The organism is Halomonas cerina (assembly GCF_014192215.1).
Lineage (GTDB): Bacteria > Pseudomonadota > Gammaproteobacteria > Pseudomonadales > Halomonadaceae > Halomonas > Halomonas cerina.
Map to the genome: position 1 here is coordinate 13,238 of NZ_JACHXP010000010.1, position 13,945 is coordinate 27,182.

The 13,945-nt window shown below is 65.8% G+C and carries 9 protein-coding genes and 3 pseudogenes; 8 read left to right on the forward strand and 4 right to left on the reverse strand.

All coding sequences use genetic code 11. The features are described 5' to 3' along the window. Positions 1 to 67: 67 nt before the first annotated feature. Positions 68 to 664 (reverse strand): annotated as a pseudogene (locus FHR94_RS10975) (IS91 family transposase); the annotation flags it as partial. Positions 665 to 671: 7 nt separating this feature from the next. On the opposite strand from FHR94_RS10975, the pseudogene FHR94_RS20075 reads away from it, so the two are divergent. Both FHR94_RS20075 and FHR94_RS20080 read left to right on the forward strand, forming a co-directional pair. Beyond that, positions 672 to 764: pseudogene (locus FHR94_RS20075) on the forward strand (hypothetical protein); the annotation flags it as partial. 30 nt (positions 765 to 794) lie between these two features. Next, the gene (locus FHR94_RS20080) at positions 795 to 1,013 is read left to right on the forward strand and encodes a hypothetical protein (RefSeq protein WP_425485374.1); all 219 of its coding nucleotides are present in this window, start codon (positions 795 to 797) and stop codon (positions 1,011 to 1,013) included. Here the strand turns inward: FHR94_RS20080 and FHR94_RS20150 are convergent. After that, positions 980 to 1,627 (reverse strand): GFA family protein, encoded by a 648-nt coding sequence (locus FHR94_RS20150; RefSeq protein ID WP_484494477.1) that lies wholly within the window; start codon positions 1,625 to 1,627, stop codon positions 980 to 982. The two genes, FHR94_RS20080 and FHR94_RS20150, sit on opposite strands and share 34 nt — an antisense overlap. Then, the gene (locus FHR94_RS10985) at positions 1,609 to 2,361 is read right to left on the reverse strand and encodes a hypothetical protein (RefSeq protein ID WP_183325773.1); all 753 of its coding nucleotides are present in this window, start codon (positions 2,359 to 2,361) and stop codon (positions 1,609 to 1,611) included. Before FHR94_RS10985 ends, FHR94_RS20150 begins: the two co-directional genes overlap by 19 nt. Positions 2,362 to 2,937: 576 nt before the next feature. Here FHR94_RS10985 and FHR94_RS10990 point away from each other — a divergent pair. From FHR94_RS10990 to FHR94_RS11010, 5 genes are read left to right on the forward strand one after another with little or no spacing between them, the layout of a single operon-like run. Beyond that, positions 2,938 to 5,466 (forward strand): ABC transporter substrate-binding protein, encoded by a 2,529-nt coding sequence (locus tag FHR94_RS10990; RefSeq protein WP_221188456.1) that lies wholly within the window; start codon positions 2,938 to 2,940, stop codon positions 5,464 to 5,466. Next, positions 5,463 to 6,590: an ABC transporter permease gene (locus FHR94_RS10995; RefSeq protein WP_183325775.1), complete on the forward strand. Its 1,128-nt coding sequence runs from the start codon at positions 5,463 to 5,465 to the stop codon at positions 6,588 to 6,590. Before FHR94_RS10990 ends, FHR94_RS10995 begins: the two co-directional genes overlap by 4 nt. Beyond that, positions 6,587 to 7,939, forward strand: a complete 1,353-nt coding sequence (locus FHR94_RS11000) for an ABC transporter permease (RefSeq protein WP_183325776.1) — start codon at positions 6,587 to 6,589, stop codon at positions 7,937 to 7,939. Before FHR94_RS10995 ends, FHR94_RS11000 begins: the two co-directional genes overlap by 4 nt. Continuing rightward, positions 7,939 to 8,925 carry an ABC transporter ATP-binding protein gene (locus tag FHR94_RS11005; RefSeq protein WP_183325777.1) on the forward strand — a complete coding sequence of 329 codons (987 nt, stop codon included), beginning with the start codon at positions 7,939 to 7,941 and terminating at the stop codon, positions 8,923 to 8,925. The genes FHR94_RS11000 and FHR94_RS11005 overlap by 1 nt, the downstream gene beginning before the upstream one ends. Beyond that, entirely contained in the window at positions 8,922 to 9,929 is a 1,008-nt protein-coding gene (locus FHR94_RS11010) for an ABC transporter ATP-binding protein (RefSeq protein WP_183325778.1), read from the forward strand. Before FHR94_RS11005 ends, FHR94_RS11010 begins: the two co-directional genes overlap by 4 nt. Positions 9,930 to 10,466: 537 nt before the next feature. On the opposite strand, the gene FHR94_RS11015 is transcribed toward FHR94_RS11010, so the two are convergent. Continuing rightward, positions 10,467 to 11,969, reverse strand: a complete 1,503-nt coding sequence (locus FHR94_RS11015) for a flavin-containing monooxygenase (protein WP_183325779.1) — start codon at positions 11,967 to 11,969, stop codon at positions 10,467 to 10,469. Between the two features lie 166 nt (positions 11,970 to 12,135). On the opposite strand from FHR94_RS11015, the pseudogene FHR94_RS11020 reads away from it, so the two are divergent. Beyond that, a pseudogene (locus tag FHR94_RS11020) lies at positions 12,136 to 13,566 on the forward strand (IS1182 family transposase). Positions 13,567 to 13,945 lie beyond the last annotated feature (379 nt).

Consider the following 13,945-nt stretch of genomic DNA (forward strand, 5'->3'; position numbering starts at 1 on the left):
TGTCGCCATGGCCCGCGAGCGGGCCGGATCGCCGAGTTCGTTGTGGTCGTATGGCGTTACTTCATGCTCAATAGCGTTGCGCCTTGTGGTTGGGTGGTCGGCCGCGTGTGAGTCGCCGGGGCGTGAGGGTCCCGATCACCCGCAGTGTCGGTTGCCCGCAGTGTCGGCAAGTGTAGGTTGGCTCCAAGTCGCCGACGGCAGTATCGGCATCCGGTGCCGTCTCGACGACCGCCAGCGCCAGGCGGATCTGTGCCAGGCGTCGTCGCCGGCAGCGATTGGCCAGAAAGCCGTAGTGACTGACCCGCATCAGCCCCTTGGGCAGGACATGGAGTAGGAAGCGGCGCACGAACTCCTCACCATCGAGGACGAGCTGTTTGTGTCGCTCGCGGTCGCGGTAGTCCTTGTAGCGCAGGGTCACCTGGTGGTCGCCCATGGCGAGGATCCGAGCGTTGCTGATGGCGATCTGGCGCGTGTAGCGCGCCAGGTAGCGGACCACGGCGTGCGTGTGCTCGAGACAGTCCTTGCTGTAGACCACCCACTCGGTGGCCATCAGGGCGTTGAGTCGATCATCGACGTCACCGGCCCGCCTGATCCGGTGGAGGTCGCCGGCCTTGGCGGCCTGGCGCAGGGCACTGACCAGGTGGCCACGCAAGTGGCGCGACAAACACGCCATGCGAGCCGCTTCGCTGCCGGGCCCCGGCTCGTGTCACACCCTGCGACACAGCTTCGCCACCCAGTTGCTGAGCCAGGGCACGGATATCCGCACGGTACAGGAGTTACTCGGACACAAGAGCGTGGAAACCATCCAGATCTACACGCATGTGCTGGGCAAGGGCTTTGCCGGCGTGCGCAGTCCTCTAGGAAAAAGGAAAGTCAGAAACACCGGGCACGCTACCGCCCCTACCCTGCACGCCGCGGTGGCCTCTGCCATCCGTGCGGTAGTCCCTTCATTTCTTGTTGCTGCGTTACCCGGCCATCTTCAGCGGCCTTTGGACAAGCCTAAGCAGGTGTAACGGCGGAGGCAAAGCGCCCGTTGGCTAACGCCAGGAGAAGAGTGGCCGCCACAGTCATCCCGCCTCAGGACCGAGCAGCCACCGGTGTTATTCCTCTCCCTCCTCCACCTCCAGTCGTCGGTGCCACTCGGCGATGCTCTCCTCAGGGTAGCCGGCGAAGCACTTGTCGTTTTCCCGCGCCTCGCCCGGAGCGTCTCGGCGCGCCCGCTCAGGTTGATGGCATAGCCGCCATCACCCGCCGTCTTGCAGCAGATGGAGCAGTAGCAGCGCTGGTAAGGATAAGGATGGAGCGAGTCGACGCTGAAGCGCACCGCGCCGCAGTGACAGGAACCCTCGAGCAGCATGTCGTCTCCTCCCGGCCGCGTGGCAACTTCCAGTCTAGGCGCTTTGCGAATCTGTCGGCGCACGTCGACTTGCCGAGACCCCCCATCACCTGCATCGACGGCAGGCTCAGACGTCCACCATCTGCCAGTTGCACAGCCCAGCCTGCTCCGGCGCGGCGGGAACGTGGTTGGCCGCACTGGTGGGAGCGACGTTTCGGTCATGGTCGGCATCACCAGGGGCAAGCCCAGCAGCATCAGTAGTGGCGATATCGTCATTGTGGCCACAGGCATCCCCTCTCTCGAGCATCGGGCAGTGGCCGAGTCGCCTGGTTCAGACGGTGCTCGCAGTCATGCAGGGCTTCCGGCCCGGTGATCGGCTCGCTGAGCCGACAACGGTCGGTTTCGATCAGTCCCACGTCGCTCAGCGCGATGGCACGCACGTTTTTCCGCCGCTCATCGGGTATCAGGAGTTGCATGTGCCCATCGATCAACGCGGGCTTCGACAGATCCAGCTCTGGCGAACCATAGGCATGGTTCGAAAAGCCGCTCAGCGCGTCGATCTCCACCAGACGCTCACCGCGACGTCGATAGACCCTCAGCACGCCGCCGATGTGGGGGGTCGTCACTGCGGCGATCTCCGCCTCACCGTTGCCGCTCAGGTCGGCGACGCCGACCGGGTTAAGCCAGCGGTTCGGCTGGCCGATGGGAGCCGACTGGGCCAGCATCTCGAGCTGGCGGTGGCCGAGGCCGACGAGCGCCAGTCGCGACCCGCTGTCACGGGCACTGATAATCACCAGCAAGGCCGGCGGCGACTGCTCTGTCAACTGCACGAGACGCGGCACAAGGTCCTCGAACACCTCATCGCTGGGCAGCTCCAACACCGCGTCTCGCCCGGCATCGGTGGTCGCGACCAGGCGCGCGTATTCATGCGGCCGCCCCAGGGCGAAGTGCCCGTATCGCTCGACCGGCTCGGCATAGCGGGCAGTGACGATCCGCTCCGCCCAAGCGGCAGGCGCCAGCAGCACGATCAGCGCACCTAGCGCGAGAAGGTAAGGATTCATCGTCCTGCTCCCCTGAGATGGGTGGCTACTGCGGACCGTGCCAGCCTGAACCATACTGCTCAGGCGCCTGATTCGTGAATATAGCGGGCCATTCGACTCATCCGATCGATCGTCGTGTCTCGACATGGGTGTCGCTCGCCATGATCGGTCGAGTCCGACAGACGCCTTCCGTGAATGGTGATCAAGGGACGCTGGATACGAGTGTGGTGGCTGGTCATCACGGTGTTGCTGTCGGCGGCGCTGGCATTGGAGGAAATGGGGTCTTTCCCTCATTGCTACTCCCCATCGTTCCTCGCCGAAACATCGGACCGGCCCTGAAGAGTGCTCCCTCGACGAGAGACGGCGGGCCCCGAGCCGGGACGTGGTGGATGCGCTAACGCTTATCCCCCCTACCAGTCATCCGGTTACGCCAGCCGCTTCCCAGTGAAATGCGATGAATCGAGAAAATGGGACCTTTTCCCGATTGTCTATCCCGGATGGCCGAACTCGCCTAGGGTGTAGGGAGAGGCAGGCAACCGGGGTATGACCGACGGAGCGCCGATGAGACGTCTGTTGTTTCTTGGCGCGACACTGATCCTGGTGGGCGTGGTCGCGGTGGCACTGCATCAGCCGGCGCCGTCGAGCGTGCCGGCCATGGGCCAGGAGAGCGCGGCGGCGGATCTCCGCTCCCGTCGCGGGGCGCTGGTGGATCAGGTCGTGTTCACCCGCGAGGATGAGGCGGGCCGAGTCACGGGCCTGATCGAAGCGGGCACCCATCAGGTCTTCACCCAGGGCATTTCCAATCCCGCCGTCTTCCGCCGGCTGCGCGATTCGCTCGCCACCGGCTACGACCTCTCCTACGGCACCTCTAGTGAGCTGACCCTGAACCCGGCCGGGCCGGAGTTGGCCGACGGCACCCTCAATCCCTTCCATGTGCCGGCCATTCGCGAGGCGCTCAACCGCCTGGTGGATCGCGAGTATATCGCCCAGGAACTCTATGGCGGCCTGGCCGAGCCGCGTTTCCTGCCGCTCTCCACCGCCTTTCCCGACTATGCCCGCCTGGCCGCCGTGGCCCGGGAGCTGGAGCTGCGCTACGCCCATGACCCCGACGCCGCCCGCGAGGTGATCCACCGCAAGATGGCAGCACTCGGCGCGCAGCTTCGCGAGGGCCTGTGGCACTACGAAAGCGAGCCGGTGCGCCTGATCGTGCTGATCCGCACCGAAGACCAACGCCGCCAGGTCGGCGACTATGTCGCCAACCTGCTGCAGGCGCTGGGCTTCATCGTCGAACGCCGCTATCGCACCGCCGAGGAGGCCTCGCGGATCTGGATCGCCACGGACCCCAAGGCCGGGCAATGGCACCTCTACACCGGCAGCTGGATCAGCATCGAGGTCCAGCGCGATCAGGCGGAGGTCTTCAGCTTCTACTACACCCCCCGGGGACGTGCCGAGCCCCTGTGGCAGGCCTACGAGCCGGCCCCGGCATTCGACGAACTCGCCGACCGCCTGCACCGCCGCGACTACCGCGACTGGGAAGAACGCCAGGCGATGATGGCGCGGGCGCTGGAGCTGGCCATGCAGGATTCGTCGCGGATCTGGCTGGTCGACCAGCTCAACGCCTCGGCGCGGGCCGCCAACGTCGAGGTGGCCGTCGATCTCGCCGGAGGGCTCGCCGGCTCGGCGCTCTGGCCCTACACCCTGCGCTATGCCGACCGGGTGGGCGGGCGCATGGTGTTCGGCACGCCGGGGCTTTTGACCGAGCCGTGGAACCCGGTGGCGGGCAGCAACTGGATCTTCGACCAGATGATCATGCGCGCGACCCAGGACCCGGTGGCGCTGCCCGACCCCTTTACCGGGCTCTATCGCCCCCAGCGCATCGCGCAAGCCGCGGTGACCGTGCAGGAGGAAGTGACGGTCGCGCGCACTCTCGACTGGTTGAGCGTCTCGACGGCGGCGGAGATCGTCGTGCCGGACGACGCCTGGATCGATTGGGACGTCGAGGCGGGTCGCTTCGTCAGCGTCGGCGAGGCCCACGACGCGCCCGTCACCGCCCGAACCCGGGTCCGGGTGCGCTACGATGCGGAGCTGTTCGCGCAGCGCTGGCACGACGGTTCGCCGCTGTCGCTGGCCGACTTCGTGCTGCCGTGGATCCTGACCTTCGCCCGGGCCGACGAGGCGAGCCGGCTCTTCGACCCTGCCTACCTGCCCACCTTCGAGGTCTTCCAACGCCACTTCCGCGGCTGGCGCATCGTCTCCCGCGACCCGCTGGTCATCGAGGTCTTCAGCGATCAGGTCTTCCCCGATGCCGAGACCCTGGTGGCCACTCGCGCGCCCGGGCCGCAGCCGTGGCACATCCTGGCCCTGGGGATCTTCGCCGAGCGCCAGGGGGAGCTGGCGTTCTCTTCCAACAAGGCGGACCGACGGCGGGTGGACTGGATGAGCCTGGTGGCCGGGCCCAGCGTGCCGATCCTCGCCCGCCATCTAGAGCGGGCCCGCGAGCACACCGCGTCGCCCTTCCCCGGCGTGCTCGACGAGTTGCTCGAGGAGGACGAGATCGCCGCCCGCTATCAAGCGCTCGCCGACTGGCAGGCGCAGCGCGGTCATTTCTGGGTCGGCAACGGTCCCTTCCTGCTCGATTCGGTCCATCCCGTGGCGGGCAGCCTGGTGCTCGAGCGCTTCCGCGACTTCCCCGACCCCGCCGACAAGTGGCTGGGCTTCACCCGTCCCGCCATTCCGGAACTCGACCTCGCCGGTCCCCTGGTCACGGCGCTCGGCACGGCGGACGAGGGCGACGCGGCGACGTTTCACCTGGCGGTGACCCTGGAGGGCGAGCCCTACCCGCCGGAGGCGATCGATCGGGTGCAGTTCCTGCTCTTCGACGGCCGCGGGACCCTGGTCGAGCGCGGCGCGGCCGAACCGAGCGCCCCCGGGCATTGGCGGATCGCCCCGTCCCCGGCGGCACTCGCCGGCCTGGGCGTCGGTGCCAACCGCCTGGAGGTCGCCGTGACCAGCCACCGCGTGGCCCTGCCGGCCTTCGCCTCGCACGTCTTCGCCACGGTGCCGCCCGGCGGCACGGAGCCCTCGCCATGAGATCCCGGCAGGCAGCGGCCGTCACCGAGCCCTCCGCCCGCCGCGGCGGGTGGCGCGACCTGCGCCGCCTGCTGCTCTACACGGTCAAGCGGCTGCTGGCGCTGTTCGTCACCGTGCTGGTCGGGGTCTACCTGACCATCCTCATCGCCAACATGGGGGGGCAGGTGGACGAGCTGCGCCGCGTGCAGATCCGCAGTGAGGCCGCCGAGGCCGTGCGTGCCGACCCCGCCTTCCAGGACATGCCCGCCGATGAGCGCAATGCCCTGATCGAACGGCAGGTGGCGCTGGAAGTCGAGCGGCTGCGCCTCGACGAGCCCTTCCTGGTGCGCAGCGTCGACTACCTGCAGCAGGCGCTGCGCCTCGACCTGGGGCGTGCCGAGCAGATGCACAGCGACCGGGGCTCGCGCGACGTCTACGACATCATCGTCGAGCGCCTGCCGGCGACCCTGCTGCTGTTCGGTACCGCCAACCTGCTGGTCTTCTTCGTCTCGGTGTTCGTGGCCCTGTTCCTGTCGCGGCGCTACGGCAGCGCGCTGGATCGCAGCGTGGTCGCCCTGGCCCCGACCTCGGCGGCGCCGGGCTGGTTCTACGGCATCTTCCTGATCCTCGTTTTCGCCTTCGTGGCGCCCCTGCTGCCCGCCGGCGGCATGGTGGCCGTGCCGCCGCCGGAAGACGGCTGGGCCTACGGCGCCAGCGTGGTGCGCCACATGCTGCTGCCGGTGGCGGCCATGTTCCTGTCGCAGATCTTCATCTCCATCTATTCCTGGCGCACCTTCTTCTTGATCCACTCCAGCGAGGACTACGTGGAGATGGCCCGCGCCAAGGGGTTGCCGTCAGAGCTCATCGAACGGCGCTACATCCTGCGCCCCACCCTGTCGCCGATCGTCACCAGTTTCCTGCTGATGCTGATCGGGCTGTGGAGCGGCGCCATCATCCTCGAGCAGGTGTTCAACTGGCCGGGGCTGGGCTCGCTGCTCTTCCAGGCCATCGGTTACCGCGATACCCCGGTGATCATCGGTGGCGTGGTGATCTTCGCCTACCTGCTGGCCGCGACGGTGTTCGTGCTCGACCTCCTCTACGCGCTGCTAGACCCGCGGGTGCGCCTGGAAGGAGGACAGCGATGAGCGGCGCACGCTGGCGGGAGGGGTGGCGAGAATTGCGCCGCTACCCCTCCGCGCTGCTGGGGCTCGCGATCATCGCCGCGCTGGTGGCGCTGGCGCTCTACACGCCGATCGCCATCCCCTACGGCGAGGCGCTGGCCAAGTGGCGCGGCAGCGAGGCCTGGCAGCGCAATCCCGTCAATGCGGCCCCGCTGTGGCTCGACCGCCTCACCGGCGGCGAGGCGCCGCGCACCCAGGTCGTCGCAAGCGAATCGGCGCCGGTCGAGGTGCGCGCCTTCGAGGGCGGGCGCCGCCTGCGCATCCCGCTCGCCTTCGACTTCGATGCCGGCGACTTTCCCAGCGAACTGAACCTCTTCCTGCGCGCCCCGGGCCATGCGCAGCCGCCCTTCGCGCGGCTGAGCTGGCAGACGCCCGACGGACGTGAGCTGGCGCTGGGCGGGTATCGCATCGGACCACGGGAGCGCATCTCGCTGTCCCAGGACCGGGCGCTGGAGCGTCGGCTGGGCGGGCTGGTGCCCCACATCGGCCTGCTGGCCGAGCCGGGCTCGGCGAACGAACCCGACGCCGAGCCGCGGGTGCTGCCCGGGCGCTATACGCTGCTGCTGGACGTGCTGGTCTTCGACGAGACGGCGGCCTTCGACGCCGAGCTGGTGCTCTACGGCCGGGTGCACGGCATCGCCGGCACCGACCATCAGCGCCGGGATCTCCGCCTAGCGCTGATGTGGGGCACGCCGGTGGCGCTCGCCTTCGGCCTGCTGGCGGCCGTGGGCACCACCGTCACCACCCTGGTGATCGCCGCCGTGGGGGTGTGGTATCGCGGCTGGGTCGATGCCACCATCCAGCGGCTCACCGAGGTCAACATGATCCTGCCGATCCTGCCCATCCTGGTGATGGTCGGCACCCTCTACTCGACCAGCATCTGGCTGATGCTCGGCGTGGTGGTGGTGCTGGGCATCTTCAGCGCCGGCATCAAGATGTACCGGGCGATGCTGCTGCCGATCCGCGAGGCGCCCTACATCGAGGCGGCCCAGGCCTACGGGGCGAGCAATGCGCGCATCGTGCTGCGCTACCTGATTCCGCGCATCCTGCCGGTGTTGATCCCCACCTTCGTCACCCTGATCCCCACCTTCGTGTTCCTGGAGGCATCGCTGGCCGTGCTGGGCCTGGGCGACCCGCTGCTGCCCACCTGGGGCAAGGTGCTCAACGATGCCCAGTCGCAGAGCGCGCTCTACAACGGCTACTACTACTGGGTGGTGTCGCCGGCGGTGCTGCTGATGCTGACCGGGCTGGGCTTCGCCATGCTCGGCTTCGCGCTGGACCGCGTCTTCAACCCGCGGCTGAGGAGCCTGTGATGCGCGACCGGACGCTGCTGCGCGTGGAGGCGCTCGAACTGCACTACCAGACCCGGCAGGGGGCGGTGCATGCCGTCGACGGCGTGAGCTTCGACCTGCACCGCCAGGAGGCGCTGGTGGTGCTCGGCGAATCGGGCTGCGGCAAGAGCTCGCTGGCCAAGGCGCTGATGCGCCTGCTGCCGCGCAACGTCCGCCACACGGCGGGGCGGGTCACCCTGGACGGCGTCGACGTCACGGCGCTGCCCGACGAGCGCTTCCGCCGCGAGGTGCAGTGGTCGCGCCTGGCGCTGGTCATGCAGGCCTCGATGAACGCCCTCAATCCCGTCGTGCGGGTCGGCGAACAGGTCGCCGAGCCCTTGCGGGTGCTGCGCGGCTGGCCCAGGGGCAAGGCCCTGGCCAGGGCCGCGGAGGTGTTCGAGCTGGTGGGGGTGTCCACGGACTTCCTGGCCCGCTACCCCTTCGAGCTCTCCGGCGGCATGCGCCAACGCGCCGTGCTGGCCATGGCGCTGGTCGCCGAGCCGGCGCTGGTGATCCTCGACGAGCCTACCTCGGCGCTCGACGTGCTCACCCAGGCGAGCATCATGAACGCCCTGAAGCGGGTCAAGCGCGAGCTGGGTACCAGCTTCATCCTGATCACCCACGACGTGGCCACCTCCAGCGAGTTGGGGGACCGGGTGGCGCTGATGTATGCCGGCCAGCTCGTCGAGGTGGCCGATGCCGCGCGCTTCTTCACCGAACCGGCGCATCCCTATTCGCAGATGCTGATGGCCAGCGTGCCGCGCCTGCACCAGCGGGCCCGCCCGGAGGCGATCCCCGGCGAGCCGCCGAGCCTGGTCGTCCCGCCCGGCGGCTGTCGCTACGCCGAACGCTGCCCGTATCGCTTCGCGCGCTGCGACAAGGACCCGCCCGCCTTCTCGCTCGGCGAACGCCACCGGGCCCGCTGCTGGCTGCACGCCGACGATGCTCCGGCCGGAGGTGGCGCATGAGCTCGCCCCCCACCCATGGCGCCGATGACAAGGCGCCGCTGATCGCCGCCCGCGACCTGCACACCTGGTTCGAACTGCGCCAGTGGGGCTTTTTGCGCGTGGGCGCGGTGCGGGCCGTGGACGGCGTCGAGTTCGCCCTGGCGCCTGGCGAGGCGGTGGCCTTCGTCGGCGAGAGCGGCTGCGGCAAGAGCTCGCTGGCGCGGACCCTGCTCGGGCTGCACCGCCCCACGCGCGGCGAGGTGCGCTTCGCCGGCCGCTCGCTCGGCGACCTCGAGGGGCGCGCGCTCAAGGCGTATAGGGCCGAGGTGGGCTACGTGCAGCAGGACCCCTACGGCGCACTGCCGCCCTTCCTGGACGTGCGGCGCATCCTCGCCGAGCCGCTGATCGTGCACGGGGTGCGCGACCGGGCCAAGCGTGAGCGGCGCATCCGCGCGGCCCTGGAGGAGGTGCGCCTGTCGCCGGCCGAGGCCTTCCTCGGCCAGTTCCCGCACATGCTCAGCGGCGGCCAGCAGCAGCGGGTGGTGATCGCCCGGGCGCTGATCCTCGCTCCGCGGCTGCTGATCGCCGACGAGCCGGTCTCGATGCTCGACGCCTCGGTGCGGGTGGAGATCCTCGAACTCCTGCGGCACATCCAGCGCGAGCGCGGGCTGACGCTGGCCTTCATCACCCATGATCTCTCCACGGTGCGCCACTACGCCGAGCGCATCTTCGTGATGTACGCCGGGCGCGTGGTGGAGAGCGCGCCGGTGGACGACCTGCTCGATCACCCCCAGCACCCCTACACCCAGGCGCTGCTCGCCGCCATCGCCGACCCCGACGCCGCCAACGCCACCCGGCTGCGCGAGGTGCCCGCCGGCGAGCCCCCGAGTCTGCTGCATCCGCCGGCGGCCTGCCGCTTCCACCCGCGCTGCCCGCACTTCATGGCCGGGCTGTGCGACGTCGAGGATCCCCCCGACTTCGAACCGCGCCGCGACCACCGCTCGGCCTGCTGGTTGCATAGGTGAGCGGTGGCGCCGGTGCGGAGGGCAATAGGCCAAGACAGGCACCGAGCGCCAACGAAAAGCCCCCGAGCCGGCTGACCGACTCGGGGGCGATGCCTCGGGGCAAAGATGGGCCAGCGACTCATGCGTTCACGGTCAGGACGGCGGGGCCGCGATCCCCGACCACTTTTCGTGTCGGCGGGCGACAGTGCAGGACGAGGCAACAGGGCAGCGCTGGGCAGCTGCAGACATGGCCGAGGCGTTAGCTTAAATACGGACCATTTCTGTCTTGACGATGGGGTCCACTATAACCCTCCAGCGGCATGTTGGTCGGGGGCAGGCCGTAGAAACACACCCTGCCGTTCACCGAGCCGACCACGGTACTACCGCGGGATGAATGGCATCGTGGTCATGCAGGCACCTGCCAATGGGAGCAATTCCTAACGTGAATTGGGCCGTACCAAACCCTTGGGTGGCTTGGTCGATCTCTTGTTCTCCCCCTTGAGTTTGGGAAGGCGTCCATACACATCCTGGTCTTTCATTGCGTGGTGCGGGGCACTTTCATGTCTTGTTCTGCCCAGGACCCTTGTTACGACGCTCCTCGGCAATATTACGATACCTCTCCGCCCAGAACGGCCCGAGATATTCACTGAATACACTTTCGGCGCGGTGCGTCCTGAGCCCCATGTCCCGGAGGAGCCAGTCCGTATAGTGAGCGATATATCCGCCGATGAAATGGGCTTCCGGTTGATCCGGAAACACCTTTGCGGTCCACTCCAGTACGCGGTCGATGTCCCTGTCCATCTCGTTCCGATTCGGCAATTCCAATTGCCCTTGGAAATACTGTGAGAGCCAATGGGCACTGATCTCTGATGTAAGCGGTGCGTTGCCAGAACTGGCATAACCGATGAAGCCCATACAGGGCTCGCCCGGCGGTAAAATATGGCGGTACAGTCGAAAATGGCCCGTCGGGCACACCTCACGCTGCAGCTCAGGTTCCAGAAACTTCACATCGCGCCGCCATCCCGTCGCGCAGATGACCGTGTCGCCGGCAATTTCCTCCCCGGTGTCCAGGCGCAAGGTTTCGCTGTCCACGAATGCGTCGACACCCGCCCGGCGGATGGAGACGAGCCCCTGCTGCACACATTCGTACAGCTCTGTACCGATGCCCTGATGATAGATGTAACGATGGATCGGTGCGTCCGGCACCATCTCCGCCGATATCCCCGCCTCGCGGGCCACTACCCGGCACTGCAGCCGCCAGAATAACCAAAGGACTGGCGCGAGTGGCCTGCCAATCCAGCGAAATACGCGCTCAGGGCGTGACAACGTATGAAAAGCAGGGAAAGTGAGGATTTCGGTGACACGATTGAAAATCCGCCTGTCAATGCGCTTTCCGGACAGATATCTCGGCAGCATCCAGTAGGGTCGACGGAACACCAATGTGCAGGAGAGCGCATTGTGTGCCGCGACAGCGGCGCAATCCATTGCGGACTTCCCAGCGCCTATGACCACAACTCTTTGATCCTTTAGCGCCTCTCGATCCGGAGTCTGGCTGGAGTGGATGATTGACCCGGAAAACCGCTCCGATCCGGGAAAACTGGGAATATACGGCCAGGACAGGACACCATTGCAGACCACAACGAAATCGAAATGATGCCCTTCCGGGTTTGTGCTGCCTCCAACCCGGCACGCCTCGACACGGAATCGGCCTCGCGAATCTTCATCCAAGTCGCGGCGCGATACCGAGAGTACTTCGGTCGCCAGACAGAGATCCGAACGGAGCTGGAACCGGTCAACGTAGGCTTCCAGGTAGTCACGGACTTCCTGCGCCGATGGAAACTCCGCCGTGCCCTTCGGGTAGGGGAAATCGGAAAACACATAGGTTTCGCGCGGATTGTTAGTGCCTAAACCCGGATAGGCTCGCGAGCGAGCCCAGACCCCGCCCAGGGTTGTCTCCTTTTCGAAAATGGTGACGCGAAATCCATCCTGCTTGAGCACTTTGGCACTGACCAGACCGGCTACGCCAGCGCCGATAATGCAAGCCGCTCCTCTATCGCTCATAAAATATCCCGCGAAGTTCCTGGCGGATCACTGGGTTCTCGGCAAAAATTCCACCAAGTGCTCGACCACCTGTTGGTAGCAAGGATGGGTGCCCTTCCTTTGGCCGAGGCTGTGTGAAAACGTAGCTCACGCTATACTCTACCCGTGACAGCTCGTGGAGGTGCCGATGAAGCGCTTCGTTGCAGGTGAGTCCCGGTCTCAAGCCACGTTGTTCCCTGAGCTTCTTGATGATTTTGTCTCGGAGGACAACCCGGTCCGAGCCATCGAGGCTTTTGTCGAGGCTCTCGACCTCAGACAACTCGGCTTCAAGGGAGTCGATCCTCAGGCCACCGGCCGACCCGCCTATCACCCCGCTGTACTCCTGAAAATCTATCTCTACGGATACCTCAATCGTGTCCAATCCAGCCGCCGCCTGGAGCGCGAGGCGCAGCGCAATGTCGAGCTGATGTGGCTGACAGAGCGCCTGGCGCCGGACTTCAAGACGATTGCCGACTTTCGAAAGCACAACGGCAAGGCGATCCGCGCCACCTGCCGAGACTTTGTCGTACTATGCCGGCGCTTGGGGCTCTTCTCACAAGCGATCGTTGCCATTGACGGGAGCAAGTTCAAGGCGGTTAACAACCGAGACCGCAACTATACGTTTGCCAAGATGAAGCGGCGTGCAGAGGAAATCGATAAAAGCATCGAGCGTTACCTACGCCAACTCGATTCAGCCGACCAAGGCGACCCCGCTGATACAGAGGCGCAGACAGCACAGCTGAAGGAAAAGATCGCCGCCCTCATCGAGGAAGTGCAGCAACTGCAATTCATTGAAATACAAAGAACCCAGGCACCTGACCAGCAAGTCTCGTTGACAGATCCTGATTCCCGCTCCATGACGGCGCGAGGCACCGGGGTAGTGGGGTACAACGTACAGACAGCTGTGGATAACCGGCATCACTTGATCATCGCCCATGAGGTCACCAACGTTGGTAGTGACCGCAGTCAACTTTCCAGGATGGCCAATCAGGCGCGTGATGCCAGCGGCATCAAAGATCTCACCGTCGTGGCTGATCGCGGTTACTTTAAGGGAGAAGAGATTCTCGAGTGCCACAAGGCTGGTATCACCACCTATCTCCCCAAACCGAAGACCTCACCGAGCCAGGCCAAGGGAATGTTTCCCAGAGAGACATTTCTCTTCATCCCCTAAAGCAACGAATACCGCTGCCCTGCAGGAGAGCGACTGATCTGGCGTTTCAAGAGCGTCGAAAAGGGTCAGACGCTGCATTGTTACTGGAGTTCAGCCTGCCCGACCTGCACGATGAAAGGGCAATGTACCACTGGTAAACACCGGCGTATCAAACGCTGGGAGCATGAGGATGTGCTTGAGGCGGTACAGTCTAGGCTGGACCAGAAACCGGAAATGATGCGTCTCAGACGCCAGACAGTCGAGCACCCGTTCGGCACACTGAAGGCCTGGATGGGAGCGACGCATTTCCTGACCAAGAGCCTCAAGAACGTCAGCACGGAAATGAGCCTTCACGTGCTGGCCTACAATATGAAACGCGTCATGAAGATCCTCGGCACCAAGGGGTTGATTCAGGCGATGCGGGCATAGTGTGCCTGCCGCTCTCTGTAGCGCCTGTAGCGCCTGTAGCGCCCTATGATGCTCTCCAGGAAAGATTTCTCGGGGCGCGCGATTTTGAATAACCTCGTATGTGACGATGACGGAAGTGCTTTGAGACGTCGCGTTGGTCGCTGGGCGTGGCCTGACAGCCGGATGCGGGAACAGGCAACGGATTTTTGGGTTTTCACACAGCCTCGGCCTCTTCCAGGCCAGATGTGACCAGCAAACTATTGCCTCAGGTCTGTAAGACCGCAGCTCAATTGGAAACAACTGTCCCAGCTGCGAACGACTGAGTACTACCGCTTGACGAGATCGGTCTGCCCAACGCCGGCCATCAGCCACGCGAGGTACGAGCGTCGGCTGTATGGCC

Bases quoted from the DNA above. Each gene is read 5' to 3' on its own strand.
- FHR94_RS11000 (WP_183325776.1), top strand. From the start codon at position 6,587: ATGAGCGGCGCACGCTGGCGGGAGGGGTGGCGAGAATTGCGCCGCTAC.
- FHR94_RS11010 (WP_183325778.1), top strand. From the start codon at position 8,922: ATGAGCTCGCCCCCCACCCATGGCGCCGATGACAAGGCGCCGCTGATC.
- FHR94_RS10990 (WP_221188456.1), top strand. From the start codon at position 2,938: ATGAGACGTCTGTTGTTTCTTGGCGCGACACTGATCCTGGTGGGCGTG.
- FHR94_RS11005 (WP_183325777.1), top strand. From the start codon at position 7,939: ATGCGCGACCGGACGCTGCTGCGCGTGGAGGCGCTCGAACTGCACTAC.
- FHR94_RS20150 (WP_484494477.1), bottom strand. From the start codon at position 1,627: ATGCCTGTGGCCACAATGACGATATCGCCACTACTGATGCTGCTGGGC.
- FHR94_RS11015 (WP_183325779.1), bottom strand. From the start codon at position 11,969: ATGAGCGATAGAGGAGCGGCTTGCATTATCGGCGCTGGCGTAGCCGGT.
- FHR94_RS10995 (WP_183325775.1), top strand. From the start codon at position 5,463: ATGAGATCCCGGCAGGCAGCGGCCGTCACCGAGCCCTCCGCCCGCCGC.